The organism is Diplocloster agilis (assembly GCF_019042275.1).
GTDB lineage: Bacteria > Bacillota > Clostridia > Lachnospirales > Lachnospiraceae > Diplocloster > Diplocloster agilis.
Map to the genome: position 1 here is coordinate 100,474 of NZ_JAHQCW010000007.1, position 25,048 is coordinate 125,521.

General features: G+C 48.5%; 18 protein-coding genes. 3 read left to right on the plus strand and 15 right to left on the minus strand.

Annotated elements, in window-relative coordinates; genetic code table 11:
• Positions 1-31: 31 nt before the first annotated feature.
• From KTH89_RS06320 to KTH89_RS06330, 3 genes are all read right to left on the minus strand, one after another.
• On the minus strand, positions 32-1,255 hold the full coding sequence (locus KTH89_RS06320; RefSeq protein ID WP_238721079.1) for a CpaF family protein: 1,224 nt from the start codon (positions 1,253-1,255) through the stop codon (positions 32-34).
• A complete protein-coding gene (locus tag KTH89_RS06325) occupies positions 1,243-2,259 on the minus strand; it encodes a P-loop NTPase family protein (RefSeq protein WP_238721080.1) in 1,017 nt (338 codons plus the stop codon). The genes KTH89_RS06320 and KTH89_RS06325 overlap by 13 nt, the downstream gene beginning before the upstream one ends.
• Before the next feature lie 195 nt (positions 2,260-2,454).
• The gene (locus KTH89_RS06330) at positions 2,455-2,727 is read right to left on the minus strand and encodes a pro-sigmaK processing inhibitor BofA family protein (RefSeq protein ID WP_158342209.1); all 273 of its coding nucleotides are present in this window, start codon (positions 2,725-2,727) and stop codon (positions 2,455-2,457) included.
• Positions 2,728-3,020: 293 nt separating this feature from the next.
• Between KTH89_RS06330 and KTH89_RS06335 the strand changes: the two genes are divergently transcribed.
• Together KTH89_RS06335 and KTH89_RS06340 are read left to right on the plus strand one after the other, a co-directional pair.
• Positions 3,021-4,232, plus strand: coding sequence for an ATP-binding protein (locus KTH89_RS06335; protein WP_238721081.1), 1,212 nt, complete (start codon positions 3,021-3,023; stop codon positions 4,230-4,232).
• A gap of 148 nt (positions 4,233-4,380) precedes the next feature.
• A complete protein-coding gene (locus KTH89_RS06340) occupies positions 4,381-4,596 on the plus strand; it encodes a YaaL family protein (RefSeq protein ID WP_158342088.1) in 216 nt (71 codons plus the stop codon).
• Positions 4,597-4,731: 135 nt separating this feature from the next.
• On the opposite strand, the gene KTH89_RS06345 is transcribed toward KTH89_RS06340, so the two are convergent.
• The 7 genes from KTH89_RS06345 to KTH89_RS06375 form a co-directional block, all read right to left on the minus strand.
• Positions 4,732-6,084: an alpha-amylase family glycosyl hydrolase gene (locus KTH89_RS06345; RefSeq protein ID WP_238721082.1), complete on the minus strand. Its 1,353-nt coding sequence runs from the start codon at positions 6,082-6,084 to the stop codon at positions 4,732-4,734.
• Between the two features lie 19 nt (positions 6,085-6,103).
• Complete coding sequence (locus KTH89_RS06350; protein WP_238721083.1) at positions 6,104-8,563, minus strand: tetratricopeptide repeat protein; 2,460 nt, start codon at positions 8,561-8,563, stop codon at positions 6,104-6,106.
• Between the two features lie 1,165 nt (positions 8,564-9,728).
• Entirely contained in the window at positions 9,729-14,138 is a 4,410-nt protein-coding gene (locus tag KTH89_RS06355; protein ID WP_238721084.1) for a coiled-coil domain-containing protein, read from the minus strand.
• A complete protein-coding gene (locus tag KTH89_RS06360; protein ID WP_158342096.1) occupies positions 14,107-14,853 on the minus strand; it encodes a DUF6063 family protein in 747 nt (248 codons plus the stop codon). Before KTH89_RS06360 ends, KTH89_RS06355 begins: the two co-directional genes overlap by 32 nt.
• Entirely contained in the window at positions 14,840-16,393 is a 1,554-nt protein-coding gene (locus tag KTH89_RS06365) for a hypothetical protein (RefSeq protein ID WP_238721085.1), read from the minus strand. The genes KTH89_RS06360 and KTH89_RS06365 overlap by 14 nt, the downstream gene beginning before the upstream one ends.
• A gap of 27 nt (positions 16,394-16,420) precedes the next feature.
• Positions 16,421-18,058 (minus strand): phosphoenolpyruvate--protein phosphotransferase, encoded by a 1,638-nt coding sequence (ptsP, locus tag KTH89_RS06370; protein WP_238721086.1) that lies wholly within the window; start codon positions 18,056-18,058, stop codon positions 16,421-16,423.
• A gap of 65 nt (positions 18,059-18,123) precedes the next feature.
• Positions 18,124-18,984 (minus strand): putative ABC transporter permease, encoded by an 861-nt coding sequence (locus KTH89_RS06375; protein WP_158342102.1) that lies wholly within the window; start codon positions 18,982-18,984, stop codon positions 18,124-18,126.
• A 239-nt stretch (positions 18,985-19,223) separates the two neighbouring features.
• Between KTH89_RS06375 and KTH89_RS06380 the strand changes: the two genes are divergently transcribed.
• Positions 19,224-19,382, plus strand: coding sequence for a hypothetical protein (locus tag KTH89_RS06380; RefSeq protein WP_238721123.1), 159 nt, complete (start codon positions 19,224-19,226; stop codon positions 19,380-19,382).
• A 483-nt stretch (positions 19,383-19,865) separates the two neighbouring features.
• On the opposite strand, the gene KTH89_RS06385 is transcribed toward KTH89_RS06380, so the two are convergent.
• Genes KTH89_RS06385 through KTH89_RS06405 form a run of 5 tightly spaced genes read right to left on the minus strand, consistent with a single transcriptional unit; the run spans position 19,866 to position 24,857 of the window.
• Complete coding sequence (locus KTH89_RS06385) at positions 19,866-20,657, minus strand: YdcF family protein (protein ID WP_238721087.1); 792 nt, start codon at positions 20,655-20,657, stop codon at positions 19,866-19,868.
• A gap of 36 nt (positions 20,658-20,693) precedes the next feature.
• Entirely contained in the window at positions 20,694-21,446 is a 753-nt protein-coding gene (locus tag KTH89_RS06390; protein ID WP_238721088.1) for a PIG-L deacetylase family protein, read from the minus strand.
• A 22-nt stretch (positions 21,447-21,468) separates the two neighbouring features.
• The gene (locus KTH89_RS06395; RefSeq protein ID WP_238721089.1) at positions 21,469-22,806 is read right to left on the minus strand and encodes an MFS transporter; all 1,338 of its coding nucleotides are present in this window, start codon (positions 22,804-22,806) and stop codon (positions 21,469-21,471) included.
• 54 nt (positions 22,807-22,860) lie between these two features.
• Positions 22,861-23,796 carry an N-acetylglucosamine kinase gene (locus KTH89_RS06400; protein ID WP_238721090.1) on the minus strand — a complete coding sequence of 312 codons (936 nt, stop codon included), beginning with the start codon at positions 23,794-23,796 and terminating at the stop codon, positions 22,861-22,863.
• Positions 23,793-24,857, minus strand: a complete 1,065-nt coding sequence (locus KTH89_RS06405; protein ID WP_158342112.1) for an ROK family protein — start codon at positions 24,855-24,857, stop codon at positions 23,793-23,795. Before KTH89_RS06405 ends, KTH89_RS06400 begins: the two co-directional genes overlap by 4 nt.
• Between the last annotated feature and the right edge of the window lie 191 nt (positions 24,858-25,048).

The following is a 25,048-nucleotide window of genomic DNA, read 5'->3' on the forward strand; positions in this document are numbered from 1 at the left end:
CGATAACAATTATAATCCATCCCGGTGATTTTTATCCTGTGATTTCGTCCTCCAGCATGATTCCGGCATTTGCCAGTTTTAGCCGGTTGCTCAGAGGATGTCTTTTTATGAGGCATCCTTTCACCCCTCCTTCGCTGTTCCGTCCTTCCTCCACGAATTCATACAGACACTGTGTCCGTATCTCCTCCTGGTAATCCAAAACCTCTGTAATCTCCAGCACCTTTCTGCTCTTATCCCGAAGCCTTCCCAGATGAACCAAGATATCAATACCCGATGCAATCTGTCTTCGTATAGCCGGAAGCGGAAGGTTCATACCCATCATAACCATTGTTTCCAGCCGGCTGAACATATCTTTGGGGCTGTTGGCATGTCCGGTGCTTAAAGATCCGTCATGGCCCGTATTCATCGCCTGCAGCATGTCCAGCGTTTCCGCGCCTCTTACCTCTCCCACGATTATCCGGTTCGGCCGCATTCGTAACGCCGCTCGTATGAGATCCCTGATCGTGATTTCATGTATTCCCTCCACGTTCGCGTTCCTCGCCTCCAGCCTTACCAGGTTCTCCACTCCCTGAATTTGTAATTCCGCGTTGTCTTCAATGACGATCAATCTTTCATCGGCCGGTATATAACCGCTGAGCGCATTCAGAAAGGTAGTTTTCCCGGACCCGGTGCCTCCGCTGATGAAGATATTATAACCGGCCGCCACCAGATTTTTCAGGAATCCGGCCGCTTCTTTCGTGATGGACCCCCATTGTATAAGCTCGCTCATAGTTATCGCCTTATCCGGGAACCGCCGTATCGTCAGAATCGGCCCGTTGACCGCCACTGGTGGCAGTACCACATGCACCCTGGCGCCATTTTCCAATCTGGCGTCCGCGATCGGATTCGTTTCATTCACCATACGATTGGATTTTGCCACGATCTGCTGCACCACATCCTCCAATTTCTGGCGGGATGCGAAATTTCTCTCCCATTTCGTGATTTTTCCATCTCTTTCGACAAAGATACACGCTGTCCCGTTTACCATAATCTCCGTGACATCGGGATCGTCCACCAGTTCCTGCAGGACATCCAGCTTTCGGATCGTATGAAATATCTCCCGGCGGATCACCTCCCGGGCGGACAATGATAAGTAAGACTCTCTGCCATAGGCGACGATTACTTTGTCGATCAGCTCCAAAACCTCCTCATCTTCGTACTCCCGGGACAAGTCCATCTCCGACAATACCCGCTCTCTCAGAGTCACTGTGTCCATGTATTCCCCTCTTTCAAAAGCTCCCGGACATATTCCCCTATTTCGCTGTGGGCCAGTTGTTCCGGGGGGCATCCCCTGCTGCTGATCGTCGAAAACACAGGAAAATTCAGCTTTTCCGTCTTGGTCAGCAATTCCCCCTGATCCGCAAGCGTTAACAGTTTTTCGTATTGCTCGATTTTCGATGAAGACACCGGATCATCCCGGACCGGCATATAGATCTTTCCACACAGGTTCAATATGTGGAAAAGGTTATCCACACTTAATCCGAAATCAATCACAATTTTTTCATACCCGCTGTACAAAATCAGCTCATCCAGAAGATATTCCCATTCCCGGTAGGATATTTCTCTTAAGTCCATCACCGAGAGCATAGGCGGAATATAGTCCAGCGCTCCGATCTTCTGAACCATGCCGGTGATCCGATATATCAGATTCGGCTTCTCCTGTCTGAGGAAATAGATCAGATCGGACAGATTTTCCTGAAAATCCAGCCCCAACCGCTCCTGAAGCCCGGAGTATTCTTCCAGATTCAAATACAGAGTATGGTATTCCTCCGAAAGAATCTGACCCAGAGTAATCGCAAAAGTCGTCTTAAGGGTTCGCCCGACAGGTGAATAAATTCCAATAATCTCAAGTTCTTTTCGGGCTACCGACGGCAGAACCGCATGTTCCGACTCCGAATAACAGGCCATCACCTCTCTTAAAATCCTGCCGGCAGACTGATATTTGTACACCGAAGGATATGCTTCTTTTCCCTGCGGACTTTTTCCATCCGACAACAGGATCAGTTTACCCTGGGGAATACTCTCCACTTCCGGGTTCAGCGAAGCTCCCTCGATCAGCAGTATCTCAACCGCCTGATCATCCGCAAAGGCTCTCAGCTGTTCCGGGTCTGAAAATGCCTGGATCTGAAATGGAAACATGGATTTCTGACTCAGGACGTCCGACAGGCGGCGTACATAAGATTCCTCAGCATCACAAATCGCCAAAACACTTTTATTCAATTAATTTCCCTCCATAAAATTACATTCCAAAAACGAAACTTTTCCCCTCCTGTTTCAGTTATAAAAAAATGGAAATCCGGTCCGATTCAGACCTTAAAGATAATAAAGCTTGTCTGCTCCTGGAACGAAGCAGCCGAAACATGTTTCTTGAATGAATTATATAGCAGTTCATTTGTGATGTCTATTGTAAAAATATCACAAAGTTTGAACTGCCATAATTCCATAAAGTAGCGCAAATCCAGGTATGCCAAGGCCTCCGACTGTCAAAAGGCTGGCCGGATTCAGTCCCACGGCAATCGCAATATTTTGCGCTGCCAAAAACTGATTCACAAAATAAATGCCGATAACTCCCATAACCATCCGCAGCAGAAAGTTAACCAGAATCTCCGTGTTTTTCCGAAACATCACAATCACCAGTACAACGCCGCAAGCTCCCAGAATCCACCATAATCCCTGCATCATATCCATATTCATCACCAGGCTTGTAAACCTTCTTACTCCATATATATCGCGATTCCCATCAAATTATTCTGGTTTTATAACAAGAAACAAAATAAATTTCCGCTAACCCTATGTATATCGGCATTAGGTAATAGGCTGCAAAGGAAATCAGCCAAAAGGAGGATTAGTAAAATTCATTTACATTTTCGAATAAATTCGCAAATTAATATTACATAATAAAGTTTTGCGGTTATAACCATAAATATGGTTGATAATTTTCGAAACAAGCGATATACTATTATAAACAGGAGGTGTCGTTTATGATTTACAGACCTATTTATGTGAATAGGATAATGGCCTATGCGAATGCACCGTTTGTCAAAATTTTAACCGGAATCCGCCGTTGTGGAAAATCAACCATTTTAAAAATGTTGATAGATGAAATAAAAAAACAAGATATCCGGGAGGATCAGATTTTACATTATAGCTTTGATTCTATGGAATATGAGGAGATTAAGACGGCAAAGGCCCTTTTTGCACACTTGAAACAGCACTTGTTTTCGGGGGGGAAAACCTACCTTTTCCTCGATGAGATTCAGGAAGTGACATCATGGGAAAAGGTTGTAAACTCCCTCATGACAGACTATGATGTAGACATTTATGTAACCGGTTCAAATTCCAGAATGATGTCTTCCGAACTATCCACTTACCTGACAGGGCGTTATATTTCATTTCGCATTTATCCTTTGTCCTTTTCAGAATATATGATCTTTTCCAAGGAATACACGGAAGTCCTTGATCCTCACACAGAACTTGCAAATTATGTGCGGCTTGGCGGTTTTCCTGCGGTCCATCTGCAAATATATACGCCGGGCGAGGCCTACACCATCGTTAAGGATATTTACAATTCCACGATCTTCACAGACATTGTAAGGCGTAATCAAATCCGCAAGGTGGACCAGCTGGAGCGTATTGTGAAGTTCGCCTTTGACAATGTTGGACGGACATTTTCCGCCGCTTCTGTTTCCAAGTATCTGAAAAGCGAGAATCGTTCTATTGATAATGAAACGGTTTACAACTATCTCAGTAAGCTGGAAAGCGCTTATATTCTCCACCGCTGCTCCCGTTTCGACTTACAAGGCAAAGAAATTTTGAAAACTCAGGAGAAATTCTATTTAGCGGACCCGGCGCTGCGTTACAGTGTGTTGGGGTATTCGCCGGACAGCGTAGCCGCTATGCTGGAGAATGTGATCTATCTGGAATTGCTGCGCCGGGGATACGAAGTATACGTTGGAAAGTTGGACAATACTGAAATAGATTTCGTCGCCGTTAAACCGGAAAATAAACTGTACATCCAGGTTACACAGGAGATCGGATCACCTGAGACAGAGCGGCGGGAATATGGCAGACTGCTTGATATCCGGGACAACTATCCTAAATATGTGTTGCGGACAGATGCTTTCGCAGGAGGTAATTACGAAGGAATCAAGACCATGCACATTGCAGATTTCTTGCTAAGTGATGAGTATTGAGGCACAGGGTTAGGTCAGAGATTTGGGTTGTTTTTTGTTGAAATGCGCATTTAGTCCCTATTTTTTAGTATAGATTTTCTATTTCTGACTATAATTAGTAAAAAGAGACTGTTGTAATTTTCCAGTATAAGAGAAAGTAGGGATTTGATTGAAAAACATTTTCAAAAAAGATGCGCCCGATAAAAGCCAGCTTCTGTACGATATTGACAAAACCAAGAACGCATTGGATACCGCCTATTCAAACTTTGAAAATGTAGTGGACCCTGATTTGATAGACTGTTACATTTATGAGGTGAATGCGGTACAGAAACGCTACAAATTTCTTCTGGATCAGGCCAGACGGCTTGAATTACAGGAACTGTAGCACTTTTCCTGCACATGCAGAATTTTTGACCTGCTTTATAACCCATTGAATTCAAAATGTAATATACGCAGCAAAGCCTGATACGCCCAAGGCTCTGCTGCGTATTTCATTTTAATCAATTCTAGTATTTATAGTTTACCCGACGCATAAAACCGCGCTGCCGTTTGCCGCCAAATGTACCTTCCAGACGCCGTTTTCCAGTGATACCTGCTCCCCCAGTACCGCATCCACACCAAAGGACGCCGTTACCGGAACCGGAACGGATATCTCCGCCTCCTGTTCGTCATTGTTGACCGCGATCAGTACAGCCTTGTCATCCATCATTCTGGCAAACGCGTACTGCCGGTTTGTCAGCGCCAATTCCTTATAAGTACCATAAGAGAGCGCGGGATTTTCTTTTTTCATGCGCCCAAGCGTCCGGATCCATGCTTCCAGCCCACCCACAGGAGCGTTCTTCTTCATTTCTTCCAAATCCAGCCGGGGTCTGAGCGGATCATCATTTCCTCCCTCTTTTTTCCCCTCGACGCCCCATTCGGAACCGTAGTAGATGGATGGAATGCCCGGCAGCGTGTACAAAAGCGTGTAGACCGGATTCAGATTCTCTTTTACCGTGAGTTTGCTGGCCAGACGGTCCACATCGTGATTATCCACGAAAGAGTACAGCTTCGTGTTCCGGTAAATCCCGCCATTCTGGTCAAATTCACGGCGGATCGTATGGGCGATTTCAAAATAGTTATGATCGTTATGTCCGGAATACAACCCTTTATGAAGCTCATAGTTGGTCACCGAATGCAGGGTTTCCGGATTCGCCCAGCGGCTGTAATCCCCATGGATCACTTCTCCCATCAGCCAGAAGTCCGCTTTTTCAGCAGCTGTCCTTCTGCGCATCTCTTTCATAAAATCAAAATTCAGACAGTCGGCACAGTCCAGACGGATACCGTCAATATCGAATTCCGCGATCCAGTCATGGATCACCTCATACAGATAACCGCGCACTTCCTCATTGTCCAGATTCAAATTGGCCAGCTCATAACAGCCTCTCCAGGCGGCATAATAAAACCCGTCATTATACGGTGTATTCCCGCCAAAATTCAGATCCCGGTACCAGTACCGGTATTGGGAATTTTCCCGGTTCTGACGAATGTCCTGAAAAGCGAAAAAGTCCCGCCCCGTATGGTTAAATACGCCGTCCACCACAACCTTAATCCCCTGTTCATGGCAGGCTGCGACAAATTGGCGGAAATCGTCATTGTCCCCCAGCCGCCTGTCGACTTTTTTATAACCTATTGTATCATAACCGTGGGTGGATGATTCAAAGAGCGGCCCAATATAAACCGCAGTGCAATTGAGCTCTTTTATATGGCCGATCCAGGGGATGAGCTCTCGCATGCGGTGAACCGCTTCTCCCCCTTCGTTTGCCCTGGGCGCTCCCAGCAGCCCCAACGGGTATATATGATAAAATACTGCTTCTTCATACCATGCTGACATTATATTTCCTCCTGCGATACTACGAGTCTTCCTCAAAATGCTTTTCTTTCAGAATGACTCGTTTATCGTCATCATATCTCTTATTTCCAGCCAGGAACTTGCCGATTGAGAATTTGGCTTCCCTGTCGGTGGCCCGGTCCACCAACTCTTTAACTTCCGCTACCGTCACATTATGGTCATCGGTCTGCCGGTTCCCGATCTCATTATACAGCGCCAGAATACCCATTTCCTCGATGGAATAACCAATCTCATTGGCATAGTGTTTGGCAAATTCTATGAGCTCATCGTTATTAAACACCGGGATTTCAATGGTGGATATAAATTTTCCGGCAAACACCGGATTCTTCACCAGGCACTGATAGAGCTCTTCTTTACTGTCCTCCAGCACGATCAAAGACTCTTCGGTCAAAGAACACATCCAGCGGTCCAGGTCATTGACCGTCTTTTCCGACATGGATCCGGCCTGTTCGATAACCAGGGCTCCGCCCCGGATTTTTTTCATCACATCCGCCACTTTCTTATTATTCAGCGTCTTTGCCGTAATCTTTCCGACTTTGGCATCCTTTTTATTTTTAACCTGATAGATCGCTTTCACTACATCGATGGCGAGGACCGTCTTCCCTGTGCCATGCTCCCCGGTAATCAGAATGTTTCCCGTAATCGAGGTGCCGTTGCGCTTCTTACAGTTCCGTTCATTTTCCAGCACGGTTTCCAGCTGCTGCCGCATGCCTCTCACCGGTATGAAATAGTTAAAAATGTCATGGTATTCTTTGGGCAGCGGTTTTAAGGCCAGAGGTTCCCTTACCTGGGTCATCTCCAGCTGTGCTCTCGCCTCTGTCTCCACCAGGGCCTCTATATCATCGGGTATGCTGTCCTCGATCTTTTCCTCCAGATCGTTTGCCGCGTCGTCGTTATCTTCCGTCAAAGCGGATTCTTCGGCTTGGTCGCTCTCCTCTTCCGCGCTGTCTGCGGCTTCCTCCCATTCATTTTCCAGATCTTCGATGTCATCCGCTTCCTGTCTTTGCAGAACCTCTTCCTGATCCGGCTCATATTTTTCCAGCAGGCTCTTCACATCGTCCGGGATCTGGACCTGATAATCCTCGTTGAGCATCTGATCGATCTTTTCTTTTGACTCTTTGATCGCGGCGTGGGCCTGAAGCACGATGTCTTCGGACGCTTTCTCAAAGCGTTCACCCATGATCTCTTTTAGGTTATTGGCCAGCTCTTCTTCCAACGCTTCCTCATCTAATTTGGCGCTGTCGGCCGATTTAAACGGATCAAACGCATGATGAACAACCGGCTCGTTTAATTCATAATCCGGTTCCAAATCAATCTTCTTTTTCGTACGCTTTTTGCTGGCGGCCATCTCCACACGGCTTCTCCTGGGCAAAGGCCGAAACGGATCGCTTGGGAGCCCATCCGGCTCCTCTTCCTGATAACTCTGTATCTCCGAGTTCTCCTGGCTGCCATCCTGTACACCATGTTCTGTATCTGTTTCTTCCGCCAAAGCGCCGTCTTCCGGTTCCGGCGCAGCTTCTACGGGCTGTTCCTCTATTGGCGCATCCGCCTGCGCTTTCATCCGCTGTACTTCAGCAGCCAGATCCGGCAGTTCCATTCCTGGCTCATCGATTGCCGAAACAGGCGCTTCCTCATCCGCTTCCTTTTTCTTACTCCTCAGGATCTGGAACTTTCGTACCGGGGCGTCTTCCCGCTCTTCTTCCAAGTCTTCCCGTTCATCCTGTCTGCCGGTTGCCGCCGTCCTTCTGGGAACAGCAGGCTTAACCGGCTCCTCCTTAGGAGCCTCTTCCTTCTCTGCCTCTTCCCGTACCGGCACCGGCTCCTGTGCAGGGGCCGGTGCATTTTTGGTTGCCATGGCGGCCTCATATTTTTCCTGCTGCAAGGGAGTCAGCGGTTTGAACAGCTTCTTTAATTCCATGGCCTTTGTGACGAATTCTCCTTCGCTGAACCATAGAATCAGTTCATCGCACTCATCCACACACTTCTGTGTCATTCCCGCGGAAGCATATAGCCTAGCCAATTCAAAGACCCATTTTTCGTCGTATTCATGCCGTTTATAATCTTCCAGAATCTTTATCTGATCCTCTATCGCAGAACCCCTCGCCTGATATATCCTGTATTTTAAGATAAAGCGGTCCGTATCGTTGGGCGCCAGCTGCACAAATTCCTGAAAATAATCGATTGCTTCGTCAATCTCTCCAAGCTTAACGCTCAGCTCGGATAGCCGGTATACGATTCGACGGCTGGACGGGGAATATTCATAGGCTTGCAGCAGAAACTCACGCGCTTCTTCATATTGTCCGTTTTTCCGGTAAATCTCACTGGCCAGGCAAAGCATGCGGGCGTTTTTTACTCTTGTCCAATCTACCGTTTCTGCTATTTCCAAAGCGGACGTATAGTCCCTTAGCTCTATTAATTTATTTATTTTTCCAACTTTTATTCGGTATTCATTTTTATCCAACTGAATCACCTCTGCCGATTTTGCCTATCGTTTTTAGTTTATCATACTCGTTACGGCCTTGTCAAAATATTGAGGCGTATTAAATTAAAATAGCCGCTACAGGTTTTCCTATAACGGCTATTTTATATATTTAATTATTTTATATTTTTATTTAAAACCGGAGGCTTTTTTCGATTCTTGATTCTTGCGTTTTATTTTACTTCTTTATGAAACGATCTTCTACTTATTCTTCTTTTGTATACTTTCGTCACTGTCATCCAAAATTTCCAAAGACACTTTCTCGTCATGCCTTCTTCTATAATTTCAATCCATATATAATATATCAATCTTCTTAATAAAAACAGCGGGAAGACTTTCTATACGATATATGATCTACTCTTATCTTTTGACTCCCGTTTCTTTACACGTTCATCAAAAATTTTTGGATCACTGATGTGGTATTCCTTCAATATGTTGGCAAATTCCGAATCCTTTATTCCTTAACCAGATCTATCTCTCCGATTCACTTTTATCATTTTCTGACTGGTTTATCTTCTTTTTTCTATAAGGCCTTTCTCGCAAGAATTATTTGCCATACCACTAACATATTGAACCAGTTTTGTTTCTGACATGTCCACGGGACTCGACCTCCTATCCATTTTCATCAAATCTACTCATCCACTATCACACGAACTGCCGATCAAAGATAAAATCTGAAAACCGAACTCTTTTCTGGTCTTACTTAAGATCCTATATCCTTCACTTCTGACTCCTGATCTTGAGTATTGACCAGATCACTTAACCTGCTGAATCATGAACTACATCTTTCATCATCAGTTACGAATCTTAATCTTTACTGCTAATCGATCATCTTGGTAAATTCCGATACTTCTGATCTTTCTTTCTGACCTTACTTCTTTTCTACTTTCTGATTCCTGTCCTTTCGTTACTGATTACTTATCCTACTGTTAGTGGAACTTTCATCTTTACTGCGGAATCTTTGATCTTTGTTTGTTTTTGTAGATTTTTGATTTGAAGTTGCTGTTGTCTTTTGTTGTGATTATAGTAACACTCACCCCGTAATTTGTCAATACGTTTTCACACAATTTTAATATTTTTCTTCATTTCAAATACACTTCGCGTAATTCACTGTGAATTGTTCTAATTTTACGAATTTATCAGACAATTACATCAATTGCAATTGTTCCTGCTCGTAGGAGATCGGGATGTATTCCAGTTCCGATTCTTCGGTCTGGCTGCGATAATCTACAACAACCGTCTGCTGCCTGCCGCTGATAAATTTCTGTCCCAGGATATAGTTCACCTCAAATCTGCCGGTTATGGCGGGCGTCGCCCCGCGGGCCGGCACGATCAGCTGGACGTGGTTGTTTTTGAGCAGCTGGAAAATGGGCTCCCAGATATAGATATCTTTTGCCGCTCCGAATGGGTTATCGATAAAAATCACTTTTCTAAGCTCCACCGGATCGGTATTGCCCGCATAGATACTGGTGATATAATTTACAACCGCTACCAGGAACTGGATATAGATACCCTGGGACTGTCCCGTACTTCCCACCGCTTCCTCATACCTTAGATACCGGCTCTGCTCGATCATCCGCTCCCTCTTATAGAGATTCAGTTTTATGGCGTCCATATCGGTTACGATGACGGAGAACAGTTTTTTCCAGGCCAGCTGGTTTTTGACATATTTAAGCCTTTCGTTTGGATTTTCTATGGCATCGGCATGCTCCGTGATCTGATCCACATATCTGGACATGGCCTCCTTAAACTGCTCCTCCTGCCGGTATGGGATCTGAAGCGTCAGTATGGAAACCGGCTTTCCGTCCAGATTGATTTTGGACAGTTTGGGCAGACGCTCCAGTTCTTCTTTGATATTCATACAGCTTTGCAGGCATTGGTTTTCAAAGTTATCCTTGATCTTGGACATATCTTCGATCCCTTTGCTTACCCTGTCCTTTTCCAGCCCGATGCATCGTATGGTCTGCTCCAGCTTTTCCGTCTGTCTGTCCACTTCCGTCCCGCTCTGGGGACTTAAGATACTCTGTTTGATCTCCTGGGCCAGATCAAAGGCTCCAAGGGTGGTCAGGATCTCAGCCAGGCTGTTTTTCTCTTTCAGGAACTCTTCCCTTCGGACTGTTTCTTCCCGTTTCATTTTCGCATACTGCTTTTTCAGGTCACGGTATGTTTCTTTCAGAGAAATTCCGCTATCCAGCAATTCCTGCTGATCCGACCGGTTGATGCCTTCGGCTTTCATCATTTGTTCCATATCTTCCTGCATGGCTTCCAGGGCATAACACTGGGAGATCAGCTCCCTTAAGCTGCTCTCGTCTCTGACCAGATCTTCTTCCAGCTGTTTCGCGGCCTTTCTGCTCTCAGAAACCAGCAGTTCCAATCGTTCCTGGGACAGCTCCATTTCCTCCACCGCGCCATACTGCTGCTCGATCATGCTGCGGGCATGCTGCACACTGCCCTGTTTCTTATGGTACATACCCAGATCCGCATCCAGCTGTTTCTGCAGCTCTTTTACACGCTCGCTGAACTCCTGGGCGGTATTCCGTATCTGAAGCAGCTCTTCCTGAGTGCTTCTTCGCATTCCCACCTGGTCGTATCTGGCCGCCAGTTCTTCTATTGAGACGTTACGGTACTGAATCGCGGCTTTTGCCCGTTCCATAACCGCCCGATAGTTTTCCAGCAGTTTCAGTTTATCCGATGTATCGGAAGATTCCGTCTCGTAGGCTTCTTTTTTCCCCTTGAAAATGATCTCAAGCTCCCGCCTGGTATGTGTGGGGTCCGTCACCTCTGTCCCCCGGTCATAAGACGCGTAAACTTCCGCCCACTCTTGCCGTATCCGGTCGATTTCCCGGCCTGTATGATCTTTTTGCTGCTGATAACGGGTCAATTCTTTTCGGAGTTCACGGATTTGGTCCCGGAGACTGATCAGCGCTTCGGCTTTTTCCGCCGACTGCATTTCCAGGCGGCGGATTTCATTCTCTCCGTCTTCCAGCGCAGCCTGCAGCTCTGTCAGGGTTCTTAAACGGGCCGTTTCGGCAGACAGGGATTCCCGTCTTGCTTCTTCCTCTTTCAGCTGTTCCTCCAGCAGCCTGCAGCGGCTGTTCCACTGTTCCTTCAGCAGGAGATTTTGTTCCCCCTGCTGCCGGAGGATGCGAAGCTCATTGTTTAATGTATCGAATTCTTTTTGTTTCTCCTCGTAGTCAGGGCCGTTCTCAAGGCTCTGCAGGAATTTCAGATCTTCTTCCATGGTCCGAGTCTGGGATTCGATACGCTTTAATTTCCGCTCTTTTTCCTCCAGCTCTTTCTCAAGCTTGGCGGCCGCCTGGAGCCTGCGCTCTTCATCATAATACAGGCTTTCATCCTTCGTTACGAATGAAATCCCGCGGGCGTCGGTAAGCTCCCGGCCATTTTCGACTGCGGCCAGGGAGAGCACGGGGATCACCGCATCCCCCGTCAGCGAATATTTCAGGTTCTGATCCGAAGCCACCTGATCGTAGCCCTCTTTCACCAGCAGTCCATAAGGCAGCAAAGGATAACGTTCCAGCAGCTCCCTCTGGGCCTGTTCATCCAGGTTCCCCGCATACTCACATCCGATAACGGTTTCGATTCCATGGATTCTCTCGATCTGCTCTTTTAACTTCAGAACCGGTTCGGATGGGGGAACTGGCTGTTTATTTTTCAGAGAGGCCAGTACTTCCTTCACGGCCTCGCATTCGCTTCGCTTTCTCATACAGACGGAGAGGTTATTTTGAAATGCTTCCCGCACCGCTTCCTGCCCATTTTCGTTTTCCGGTATCTGATATATTTCCTTTATTTTATCCAGCTGCTGTTTTTTCCCCCGGTACCGGCGGAAGTATTCCTGGCATTCCTCCTGTCTGGAAGTCAGCCATTCTTCTTTGGAGCTCTGTTTCGCGTCATGGATGCGGATTCTGGCCAGTTCCTCTTCCACCGTTTTTATTTCCTCCGACAATTCACCGATGCGTTGACGGGCTTCCTGCTCCTGCGCTTTCTTTTTATCCAGCTCCTCCCCGGCGTTTTCAAGCAATAGCAGATTGGACTCCCTGTAAAGCTCTTCTATCCTTTGCTGATGCCGCCGGTTCTGTTCTCTTTGCAGCTTTATCGCGTTCTCCAGTACGGCGGCCGTCCGGTCAAGCTCCCGTTCCTGATGAAGCCCGGCCTGCAGCCGCTCTTCCTTTTCACGGATCCAGGCCTCCAGCTGATCCATCTGCTCTTTTAAACCGGCCGCGTCCCGTTCCATCAGGATTTTCATCTGCCCGGCCAGTTCAAAGAGCTGCTCCGTCAATCCCTGATTCTGGCTCTGCACGCTGTCTACCGCCACCCTGGTTGACTCGAATCGGCCCTTAGCGTCCAGATAGTCCAGGTAGTCGTTGGCGGACTCCTTTTCCGATAACTGTAAGCTCCATTCTCTTCGCTTATCCTCCAGGCCTTCCAGTTCCCTTCGGTACTGCTCCGTCTTTTGCTCCAGTTCTTTCAGTCCGCATAGCTCCAGCGACAAGGAAGCGCTCTCCGCTTTTCTCATCAGCTCCTGCCTGCGGATATTTACGGATTCCCGGCGCTGCGTAAGACGGTCACGCGCCTGGTTTTTTTCCTGTTCCCGGTGAAGACAGGTGTTATAAGTCCGGATCAGCTGCTCTTCCAGGTCTGTCCTGGTATGATAAATATTTTTCAGAGTACCCATCCATTTCATAAAACCGGCTATCATTTCCATCTGGCGGTCATAATTGATGATCTCATTTTTCTTCCGCGACAGCTCCAGCAGCTTATCCCGGATATCCAGCAGAGTCTGGGCCATGGATACTTCATCTTTATTTCGGTCGATCCTTGAGAAGAAAGCCTTCTGAATGATTTCCTCAATCAGCAGATCCTCCACCACCTTGCGTGTAGTGCGGTAGTTGGTCTCAAAATAGGTTCTGACATGCCCCTCCGTTTTATTGATCCCCCGGATAATCTCCCACTCACTCTCATAGATCCCGTAATCAGCGACAAAGCTCTGATACTCTCCCTTGCGCTCGAACAGACGGACCTGGAGGCTGAAATCCTTTTTCTCCAGATCGCGCAGATAATTCTTTAACCCCTGGTAGGTGATCCGTTCTTCCCCGCTGCTCAGGGGAAGGTTGCGCAGGTCATTGTCGTTGAACTCCCGATAGAAAATACAGTAATTAAAATATTCCACTGCCGCCGTATTCCTGTCCTGGACGCCTTCATTGCCGGTCTCTCTGGCTTTCCTGGCACAAAATCCGGTGGTCATGTACTGAAAACCGTTTTTGATATGGCAGGGATTTAATTTCCATTCCACCAGGGAATGGATTACGGTGTTGTCATTGCCGGACCGGAACAGCTTCTCAATGGGCTGTTTTTCATCCAGCGTGCAGTTTGGCAGCATATTCTGCAGCAAGAGCAGCATCAGTACGCTCTTACCTCCTCCGTTTGCCAGATCATAGATGGTGTTCTTACAGGAAAAACGCATGACAAAATCATCGTAAAACTGGGTCCCGAAGTTATATTTTACATTATTCACCCGAATCCGGTTGATCTGCGGCATCGTCTTCTTCCTCCTCCCGGTTCAGTATCTCGAACAGCCTTCCCCGATGTTCCTCGTAGTAGTTGGTGATCAGCGCACGGAATCTGGCCGTGGGATAATAGCGCTCTTCGGCTTCCGCCAGCAGTTCCTGGGAGACTAAGAAATTAAACACCAGCTTGCTATACCCCCTTTTGGAGTTTCTGGAAGCACGGATGCCGGTCCCCTCCTCGCCGGTCACCAGCGGCAGTTCCTCCCACAGAAGCGCCAGAGTCTTGAAGCTGTTCTCTTCCATCTCCTTTAACACCAGGATCTCCAGGTCCGCGGTCAGTTTGGCAAAGGCCGAATCCGTATTGTGGATCAGCTCCTCGACGCCCATATATTCGATAAAGGTGTCGCTGGCCGAGTCATGGTAGAACGTGGCCACCACCTGATATATCAGGAAATAACACAGATAAAGCTCCCGGTTCAGCCGCAGTCCCAGCAGCCGTTTGAGTTCTTCGTTGGAATAGCCGTAGACCCGGTTTTCCTCCCCCGCGGACACGTAGATCCCGCCCTGATACTCGTAGAGACACAGGTTCATCTTTCCCGCCATCAGATGCACCATATCGTAGACTTCCGCATTGGACAGATATTCCTCATAGAGCCCTCTGTTCGCTCCTCTGTCCCGGTGGATTTCTTCATTTATTAATAACGCGGATATGATATCCATGGCTTTTTCCAGGTTACGGCTGTCCATCCATGTCTCTCCTTTCGAATATCAGATTCGTCACCTCAAACAGGCCCAGAATCTGAAGGCTGACCCCGGAGTCCTTACGCACGGCAAAGGCCAGGTCCTCATATAAACGGTTTCCGCTTTTGTCCAGAAAAGCGTTCATTATTTCCTCAAAAAAAGTATCGGGATTCTTTCTGACCTCCTGCACCCGGTATTCTTCCTTCAGGCAAATGTGGATCAGGAATGTATAGTAATCGCCGTTTCGGAATATGCGCTCCGTATATTTCTCTTCCAGATATCCGTTCCATTCCTTCAGGGTAAATTCCTTTTTCTGCCGAAGCCAGTGAAACAGCTCGGACAGAAGAATTTCAAAGTTGTCATAGATTCTCTGTTCTATGGCCTCGTCTTCGTATATGTATGTCTCTTCGACCTGCTCCCCGATCTTTTCCCCGGTCTCCTGCTGGTCCGGACGGTAAGTCAGGAGATGATCCAGGTTCGGCAGGTAGAAGCTTTTCCGTATTTTCAGATTCGCCAGCGGCCGGATCAGTTCCCCTAAGAGATCGGCCCGGTCCCGTTCCATCATGCGGGACACCGCCTGCCTGAAATCAAAGGAGCTTCTAAGGGACTGTACCCGGGCTTTTAAGATCCGCTCATCAGCCTGCTTTTGAAGCTGGGTGCAGGCGGTCAGCAGCTCGCTGTGCTTTTGCACCGCTTTCTTTAGTTCCAGTTCCAACGCATAGATATCATCCATGGCGCGGTAATACTGGCTGGTATATTCGCCGGAAGCCTCGTCCTGGGCCGCCCGCTCCAGGGCTTTGTGGATCAGTTCGCTGTTTTTCCGGAACAGATGCTGTTCCTCCTCAAACCAGCGCATACCCGTATCCAGAAATTCTTCGTAAGCCCGGACGCCTTCAAACACATCCTGTCCCAGTATCCGCAGCACCTCATTTTTTCTGCTCTGCAGCCGGCTCACCTCATTGTTGATACGGCGGACCACCTCCGCGCCCTGGCGGAAGTTCTGGCTGTTGATCAGCTTTTCCAATAGTAGCTGTTCCACGCTGATGGTGCTTTCTTCCTTGATCTCTTTCGTGTCCAGATAGAATTCCACCGCTTCGGAGGTAATGGAATAGCGCACGGCGCCGTCCTGGATACTGCTCTTGATCAGCCGCATCCGGATTGTTTTTTGCTTCCGGTCCGCCGGGTCAAAATAGTCATATCGGAACGGTTTCCCCTCGTTTGTGATCTTATCAAAAATATAGGAAACCAGTTCCTTATTCTCCTCTTCTTCCAGATAACATTCAAAATCCCGGCGCAGCAGAGCCGTGACAAAAGTCTCATATTCTGAATAGAGGACTTCCTTTTCTTTGAAATTATTCTCTTCTATAAAAAAACGCAGAACGGCCAAAAGTATATATCCCATATCCAGCCGGCTGTATTTTCCGTCTTTAAATTGAGTAAAAGACGTCTCTGCCAGCTTAAAATACGGATAATATTTACGTATATGGCCGATCCGCTCATGATGTTCTTCGATGATCTCATGCAGCATCATATGTGTGCCTGTCATTGGGTGCTCCCTCTTTTATAAAAATAATCAATTGTACTTTTCGCCGAGCTTTGTTTCCCTTACCTTTTTTCGTACGCTCAGTACCAGGCCGGGAGAGACCGACAGCTCATCGATTCCCATATTCAGAAATGTCTCCGTCAGCGTGAGATCCGCCCCCAGCTCTCCGCAGATTCCCACCCAGATTCCCTCCCGGTGGGCGTTATCAGCGATCAGCCGGATCAGCCGCAGGATCGCCGGATGATGAGGGTCACAGATCTGCTCCAGTTTTGGATTCTGCCGGTCGGACGCCAGTGTATACTGCACCAGGTCGTTGGTTCCGATGCTGAAGAAATCCACTTTCTTCGCCAGCAGATCACTGATCAGCGCGGCCGCGGGCGTCTCGATCATAATCCCCTGTTCCACATCTCCAAACGGAATCTGCTGCTGTTTTAATTCCTCCTGCACTTCCCCTACGATCTCTGCGATCCGGTCTACTTCCTCCACAGAAATAATCATCGGATACATAATCGATACGGTCCCATACGCGCTGGCTCTGTAGATCGCGCGAAGCTGTGTCTTAAAAATCTCCGGGCGGTCCAGGCAGATCCGGATAGCCCGGTATCCGAGCGCCGGATTTTCCTCCGGTTCCATCTGAAAATAACCGACCTGCTTATCCGCCCCGATATCCAGTGTGCGGATGATTACCTTCCGGCCCGCCATACTTTCGGCCACTTTTTTGTATACCTGGAACTGCTCCTCTTCCGAGGGATAGTCTTCCGATTCCAGATACAGGAACTCGCTTCGGAACAGGCCAATTCCACCGGCATCGTTTTGCAGCACAGCCGCCACATCCCCGAAGCTGCCGATATTTGCGTAGATCTCAATCCTTCTGCCGTCCAGCGTGACATTTTCTTTCCCTTTTAACTGCCAGAGCAGCTCCTGTTTCCTTCTCTCTTCCGCCTGTCTGGCTTCCAGTTCTTCTCTTACCCGGGGTTCCGGCTCCAGATAAATCCTGCCATGATAACCGTCCACGATTCCCTCTTTTCCGTCTACGGTATCGTCCAGCGGAATGTTTACACGAAACAGGGCCGGTATATTCATCGTCCGGGCCAGGATCGCCGTGTGGGAATTGGAGGAGCCATGTACGGTTACAAAGGCCAGCACTTTATCTTTATCAAGCTGTACGGTTTCGCTGGGCGCCAGATCATCCGCCACCAGGATTACCGGCTCGGTGAGCTCCATCTGGGAACCGGTGCGGCCGGCCAGTATGCCCACCAGCCGTTCGGAGATATCCCGGATATCCGCCGCCCGTTCCCGCATATAATCATCCTCCATCATACTGAACATCTGTGAAAAATTATCGCCGGTGGAGGCCACCGCATAGGCCGCATTTACTTTCTGGGTGCGGATCATATTCGTGATGGATTCCACATAGTCCGGGTCCTCCAGCATCATCTGATGCACTTCAAAGATGGCGGCGTTTGCTTCGCCCACCTCCTTTAAAGCTTTTTCATACAGGCCGGTTAGCTGCCGCAGCGCCTCCCCCTTCGCCCTTTCAAAACGCAGCAGCTCCTCCTGGGTATTTTCCGCATGCTCTCTCTTGATTTGCTGCTGGTCCTTTCTGTAAACTTTGATCTTCCCTTCTGCTATCCCGCGAAATGCCGTCTTTCCTTCATAAATCTGCATAGATACCGGCCGCTCCTTTCGATTGTTTTTATTCAGCAGGACAAGCTTTCCGGTTGAATAAAAACTTATTTAGATATATTCTTGCCGTTTTTCCGATTTTCTTCCATATATTCTTTCAAACTGGCAAGGGCGTCCGCGAATTTTTTCGAAGAAGCGCTGGGATTTCGTCTCAGTATCCGGTCCTTTCCGGCATTCAGTTTTTGTTCCAGAACTTCATGTTCCGCTATGGCCTCTTTTAATCGAACCCGCAAAGGCTCACGGTCCGGTCCCAGCTGCAGTTCCTCCAGACGCATTTTCAACTCTTGTTTCCGAACGACCCACTGTTCCCTGGTAATCTCTTTTTTAATTTCCAGCTGCATCAGCAGATCCGACATCTCTTCCTTCGCACTGGTTATCATTTCCAGAATCTTCTTCATGCCCCATGCGTCAATGATCGATACTACGGTGTCATAAATAAAGTATATGGAAATACCAATCGCAAGAATAATAGCGGCCAGTTTCGGCAGTCTGAATATCAGGCCTTCGATTGGCTTATGTATCACTTTTATAAGCAGCACCGATAGAGCGCCCCAGCAGAGGGAACTGCTCATACAGATGTATCCTTTGTACTGGATCTTATGGCTGCTGTAATCCCAGTATTTTACCTTAAATATAGATTCCATCAGGGCGCCGATCACAAGTTCCAGCAACGTAGCCCCGATCATTCCCATCAAAAAAATAAGAGCTATATTTTCTCTCACCGGCAGCGTCATAAACAGAATCATTATGGCGCCTTCCCCATAAATAGGAATCAAAGGCCCCCGCAGAAATCCTCTGTTCACAAACCGCCGCTTGCTGACGGATACTACGGTGGACTCAAAAATCCATCCGAAAAAGCAGTAAAAAAAGAAAAACAAAAGCCACTCGTATATTTTGTAAGTATACATTTTCCCTCTCCTTTTGTTATGTGCACCTGGCTGTTCTCATCTTGTAAAGTGTTTTTGTTTGTCGTGCAAACTTGTTATACATGTGTTTTCATTCTAACATAACAGTCAAAATTATACAATAAAACAGAATCACGCCATTCATACCCGATCACGCCGGGCATCCTCTTAAAATAACAAAGTGCAGAAATGTTTTTGGAGAAATATTTTTTGTTGGTTCGGGTTACACTATCGGTGAGGTGATGATGATGTCATATGTGGCTCCCGCACTCCAGGAAAAGTTTGAAACCCTTTCCGTAGATCTGAAAAATGCGATCCTGGAGCGCAATGTTCAGCTCTACACTCTTCAGGATCTCATTAAATGTCTGGAAGATATTGTAAATGAGGCAGAAATGAATTGAGGCACAAAAAAACAGGTGCAAACCTGTTTTTTTGTGCCTCAATTCATTTCTGCCTGATGTGTCATTTTCTGTCTTGTTTCGGATATTCCTTACTGCTATAATGATTTTAGTGCTACCAATAACGGGTATGCGGTTAGCCCTCTGACAGAGGGACTGTGACCCTCTGATTACATAAAAACCCTCTTCACTTGTGATTAGGGAATTTATACGAAAGAGGGTGTTGCAAATGTTGACACTGGAAAGTCTAATCGCTGTCATCGGCCTTGTCCTGACAGCGTTTGGTCTTGGATATGCCATCGGAAGCAATCATAAACCACAAAAATAACCGCTCGGTCCTGAGAAACTTAACGGTTATTTTTTAAACCACATATTCTTGGGCTAACCGTATATTCGGTAGCACTTTCTATAGTTATAATAACACTTTTGTTTTGGAATTGCAATTCCTTCTTTCCCGTCGTTCGCGTCACCAGGTTTATATGTTCCCTACACAGTGACCCCGTACTTATTTACAACATCCACCCTGATCCCAAGCCATTCCTCCACCAGAATAATATACCTTTCCCGTTCCGACAAAGGAAACAGCATATATCCGGTCGTCGGCGCGGACAACCGGTGAGTAGATACCTGCGCCTTTTCCGCGTAGAGAGAGGCCCGCCATTGGTGATAATTATTCGTAACTACCAGCATATCCTGTGGCAGTCCATTGGATTTGATTATTTCTTTTGAGTATGTAAAATTTTCCAGTGTGCTCTGCGCCTTTGGTTCCTGGTAAATGCGTTCCTCCGCTATTCCCGAAGCTATGAGAAAACGGTTCATCACCTCTGCTTCCGTATGCTCTCCCCGCCCGCATCCTGTGACTATAACAGGCATATCCGGATGTTCCTTTAGATACGCGGCAGCCGTCTCAAGCCGGAGTCTCAGCAGATCGCCCGGCTCCTCCCCGTCTACATCCGTTCCCAGCACCACCATGGTGGACTCTGCCGTCGCATCGGCATTTGAACCTGCTGCCCTAATATTCATCACGATCATCACGCCGTCCAATACCGCCCACATCAATACCAGGACTAACATAAGCGTCCGCAGCGTCCGAAATATCCGGGCGGCGCTTTCTCTTCCCATCCGGCCCCAGAAGATATCCAGTATCAGGATCAGGATGCCCGCCACCAGAAGATGCCACAGATAATCCCGTATCCCGATCACCCCAAAAACTATCAGTGCAGCAGCCAGCACACCCAAAATAACTCGCAGCAATATAGTTCCCAATTTCTTAAGCATCACGTCACCCCTCCGTCTGCTCTTCATTTTGCAGTATCATAGGATACTCTGTGCTTCCGTAAAACAATGCAAGTGCAGCGGCGCCAGCATCTTCACACCCTCTCCTATGGCCTCGCTTCCAGTCAGCTGACGGCCTTTCATGGCAAAATAGGTATGATAAAGGGATACTATCTGCAATGGCATTTGCGTCTTGTGCGCTGCCATGGCTTCAAATTTCAACTCATACAGTTCCGTGATATCCACCACCGTGTTGGGTGCGGATGTAAAATAAAATCCCACTCCGGAAAGCTCGCAAGCAGGCGTGGAAGTCCCCTCCGGGTAGGCGGCCAGACTGCAGCTGATGGCTGACTGGGCAGCCGCCCGCCCTGTCACCACGTGATCCCAGTGCGCCTCATAGTATGACCATGGATCCGGGCAGAACAGGGTATCATACTGATTTTGGCGCACCAGCTCCGCGATCTGTCCGGCCAGCCCCGGGATGTCATTCAAGGCGCCGTCTTTTAGGTCCAGATAATAAAACTGCTCCGCGCCCAGAATATGCCCGGCCGCCTCCGTCTCCTCCCTGCGAAGGCGCGCCAGTTCCTCCGGCTTATAGTTCCCCGACATATCACCCAGCCGGCCATCCGTTACCGTGAGATAATCTACCTGACATCCCTTCCTAACCAGATATGCGATAATTCCTCCCATACCCACCTCATTGTCGTCGGGATGGGGCTGTATGCACAGTACCTTTTTGCATTGATCTATTTCGGGCGCGCGAAGAAGTGATTGAATAGCGGTATCTTCCATTTTGATTTCCTCCTTTTTAAATTTAAAATTCCTGATATTTCTGCTTCTGCATCGCGCTGATCGCGTCTTTTTCCTCCTTGCTGATCTTATAAAAGAACAGGGGAATCATGGAGATAAGGAAACAGATACCCGGGACCAGATACATCATGAAGCTGAATCCCCACTGGGTGGTTGCCGTCACCGGCTGGTTCTCCACGTAATGCATCAGTACCAGGCCAAGCCCTAAGATTCCCTTCGCCAGGGTTGCGCTGAATTTATTCAACAGCGTGTTCATGGAGAATACCAGCCCTTCCCCCCGGAACCCAAGCTTCCATTCCGAATAATCGATGCCGTCCATCAGCATGGAAGTGCTGGATACCGTAGTGACGCCCGTAAACGCAAAGCTGGCACCCAGAAAGAGTAACGCGGTCAAAATACTGTCGCCGGCCACAAAAAATGGCAGACTACTGGAGATAAAGCCCAGGATACAGGCCCACATATATACCACCCGTTTTTCAAACCGGGCCAGCAGTTTGGGTGAGACGGCCATCCCCAGGCACATGCCGATGATCAGGCTGATCCCCACGTTGATCAGCTGGCCGGAATCTCCCCACACATAAACGACAAAATACATCTGTGTGACCTGCCGCAGATTATTGACCAGGTTTACAATTAATAGAGATATCATCAGGAGCTTTAACGGCTTATTCCTGGTGATTGTCCGAAGATTCTGCCGGATCGGCACCGCTTCCTTGTCCGGACGGATTCTCTCCCGCATAACCAGGCTCGTAAGGATCATCAGCAATCCCCCGATGACCGCCAGAATCAGAGCGGCGCCGGTGTAGGCTCCCGCTTCCCGTTCCGTCCCGAACGCTTTGATGAGCATGATACCGCACACCGTGACGATGGCGGTCCCCACTGTTCCCCCGATTTTCCCCAGAGTAACCAGCTGATTTTTCTCGTCCGGGTTCTTAGACGCCACGCTGGACAATGCCCAAATCGGTATATCGCACACAGTATACGACATTCCCCAGAGGACATAGCAGATCGCTGCCACCGCTACCGCAGAGGTGCCCAGTCGAAAATCCGTAAAGCATAATACTGTGGTAATGCCGATGAACACAGGCCCGAACAGCAGATAGGGACGGAATTTCCCCCAGCGGCTGCGTGTTTTGTCCGCGATCGCCCCCATCATCGGATCATTGACGGCATCCCACAGGCTGGCGGCCACCACGATCGCGGTAGCCGCTCCCGGAGTAATTCCCAGAAGGTCCGTGAAGAAGAACATAATGTAGGTGCTCATGAAATTATAAATCATGTTCTGCCCCATCAGGCCGCCCGTATAGACCAGTTTTTCCCGTAATTTTAGTTCCTTATCCATAAATCACCCTCTCCTTTCCATTACCGCTTAATCAGCTCCGCATCGTTATGCGCTTCACCGGGCATCCTTCTGTTTGGACAAAAACTGAGCGCCCAGCCGGATTCCGCCCTCCACCGGCGGGTGTGCGAGCTTTACAATATCCGCAGGCGGGACTCCGCCCAGCCGGCATAACTGACTGACTACCGCCCTGTGATAAGCTTCACTGTGAAATAGTCCTCCTGCCAAAACGACACGGTAATCCCCCTGTCCCTCATTACGTATCGCCTTCAGAAGCCCCGCCGCCTGGAGCGCCACCAGTCCGGCGCCTTTCTCCAACAGCTCCCCCGCCAAAGGGGAGTCCGTCTCAAATACGGTGCGGGCCAATGCCGCTACTGTGGTCTGATCTTTGATATCCGCCGCCCACCAGCGCAATTCCTTTGTATCGGATACTCCGGCTGAAGCCATCACCGCGTCAAAAACAGGATCATAGCTTCGGCACCCGTCGCAGTACAGCAGCGCCTGGCTAAGCACAGCAGCCCCCATCCACTGTCCCCCGCCCAGATCACTGTAATCATAGCCCCAGCCGCCTACCCGGTGCATTTGCCCGTTCTCATCGATTCCTACACAGATACAACCGGTTCCCGCCACCACCACGATGCCGGGAGGCAGGCACTGGGCATACAGCGCCAGAACCGCGTCATTACAAAGAATGGTGTTATCTTCCCGAAACCCCTCTTTTCTCAGCAGTTCCATCTGAAATTCCCGGTCCGCGGGGGTGTCGCATCCGGAAAGGCCGAAGACGCTGACCATTAGCGATTTTCTGTCCAATCCCTGTTGTTTCAGCGCGCACAGCCCCTCATGAAGGTTGGCCGAAGCCTTCCGGCGTCCTACGGACTTATGGCTGGTAGCTCCTGCTTCGGCACGGTATCGGGGACTCCCATCCGGCGCCGCCGCCAAAAAACAGGTCTTGCTTCCACCGCCATCCACAGACAGGATAAGTCTCTCCATCATATCTCCCTCCTGTTCGTCCTGGCTATGGCATAGCCATGCCCGGTACGTTCCCTGCACATATGGATCAGACCCTCGATACAGTATTTACTCAGATCGGATAAGGTAGATATCTCCGGCGTATTGGCAGCGCCCAGCGTATCCGACACATACTTTCGGATTCCGTCCGCGTCCTCCTGATTCATCCCTCTCCCGCACAGCACCACAGCCTCCGGATTAAATATGCAGACCACATTTACCAGACAGTCCTTTACGATCCCGACCAGCTCCTGCCTATCCTGTACCTTTCTCACGGCCTGCTCCATCATAACCGGTGCAGACATTCCTTTGCGGAATACAGGGAGATACCCGATCTCTCCCGCGAAATGGGATTTGCCCTGATACAGCTGCCGGTTTATGATCAGCCCCGCCCCCACTCCTCTCTCCAGGTAGATCAAAATCAGGTTGCGGAATTTTCCCTTGTACCGCCGCCGGTGTAATCCCAGCGCGGCTAAGTTAATATCATTTTCCAACAATACGGACGTATCCGGATAACGCTCCACCAGCATCTGCGCCAGCGGATAATCTTCCCAGTCCGGTATACGGGGAATACTGCTCACCTTGCCTTCATGGGTCACGCCGGGCAGTCCGATCCCTATGGCCTTCGGAGCCTGTCCCCCGTTTTTTCCGCCAAATGAATCAATCGCGTCACATAATTTTTCAAACAGTTTGTCTGTACCGGATTCCTTAAGATGAAGTTTTTCCTGTCTGACTACCGAACCCGCAGCATCCACCATCGCACAGGTAAACTCCTCCTCGGTATGATTGATGCATATAAAGTAGTTTGCCATAGGATTGATGCGGTAACACACGGCCTGGCGTCCTCCTGTGGAATCTGCCGTACCGCATTCCTGCAGGATTCCCTCGTCCACCATGGCGTTCACGATCTTTGTCACCGTCACCAGGCTCAGATTCGTAGCCGCCGCAATCTGGGGCTTCGTGGTCATGTCACAGGACCTGGCATATTCTTCCACCAACTGCCGGTTTACTGATTTTAGAATTGAAGGGGTTCCCTTGTAACTCATGGTCTGTCCGTCTCTCTTTCTTAATAAAATTTATTAAGTATATAGTATTACTTTTTTCTCTGTTTGTCAATTCTTAGCTGTTACGCTTTGATTGCTGTCCCAATCCTTTATCTGCCTTCTTCTCCCCGTTATCTTCCTTCACCAAAAGTTAAGTCAATCTAATCTATAATATAATAAGTGCCAATAGACAT

Bases quoted from the DNA above. Each gene is read 5' to 3' on its own strand.
- KTH89_RS06365 (WP_238721085.1), bottom strand. From the start codon at position 16,393: ATGACAGGCACACATATGATGCTGCATGAGATCATCGAAGAACATCAT.
- KTH89_RS06385 (WP_238721087.1), bottom strand. From the start codon at position 20,657: ATGCTTAAGAAATTGGGAACTATATTGCTGCGAGTTATTTTGGGTGTG.
- KTH89_RS06405 (WP_158342112.1), bottom strand. From the start codon at position 24,857: ATGAGTTACAAGGGAACCCCTTCAATTCTAAAATCAGTAAACCGGCAG.
- KTH89_RS06380 (WP_238721123.1), top strand. From the start codon at position 19,224: ATGATGATGTCATATGTGGCTCCCGCACTCCAGGAAAAGTTTGAAACC.
- KTH89_RS06400 (WP_238721090.1), bottom strand. From the start codon at position 23,796: ATGATGGAGAGACTTATCCTGTCTGTGGATGGCGGTGGAAGCAAGACC.
- KTH89_RS06395 (WP_238721089.1), bottom strand. From the start codon at position 22,806: ATGGATAAGGAACTAAAATTACGGGAAAAACTGGTCTATACGGGCGGC.
- KTH89_RS06375 (WP_158342102.1), bottom strand. From the start codon at position 18,984: ATGTATACTTACAAAATATACGAGTGGCTTTTGTTTTTCTTTTTTTAC.
- KTH89_RS06355 (WP_238721084.1), bottom strand. From the start codon at position 14,138: ATGCCGCAGATCAACCGGATTCGGGTGAATAATGTAAAATATAACTTC.
- ptsP (WP_238721086.1), bottom strand. From the start codon at position 18,058: ATGCAGATTTATGAAGGAAAGACGGCATTTCGCGGGATAGCAGAAGGG.
- KTH89_RS06320 (WP_238721079.1), bottom strand. From the start codon at position 1,255: ATGGACACAGTGACTCTGAGAGAGCGGGTATTGTCGGAGATGGACTTG.
- KTH89_RS06390 (WP_238721088.1), bottom strand. From the start codon at position 21,446: ATGGAAGATACCGCTATTCAATCACTTCTTCGCGCGCCCGAAATAGAT.
- KTH89_RS06335 (WP_238721081.1), top strand. From the start codon at position 3,021: ATGATTTACAGACCTATTTATGTGAATAGGATAATGGCCTATGCGAAT.
- KTH89_RS06360 (WP_158342096.1), bottom strand. From the start codon at position 14,853: ATGGACAGCCGTAACCTGGAAAAAGCCATGGATATCATATCCGCGTTA.
- KTH89_RS06330 (WP_158342209.1), bottom strand. From the start codon at position 2,727: ATGGATATGATGCAGGGATTATGGTGGATTCTGGGAGCTTGCGGCGTT.
- KTH89_RS06345 (WP_238721082.1), bottom strand. From the start codon at position 6,084: ATGTCAGCATGGTATGAAGAAGCAGTATTTTATCATATATACCCGTTG.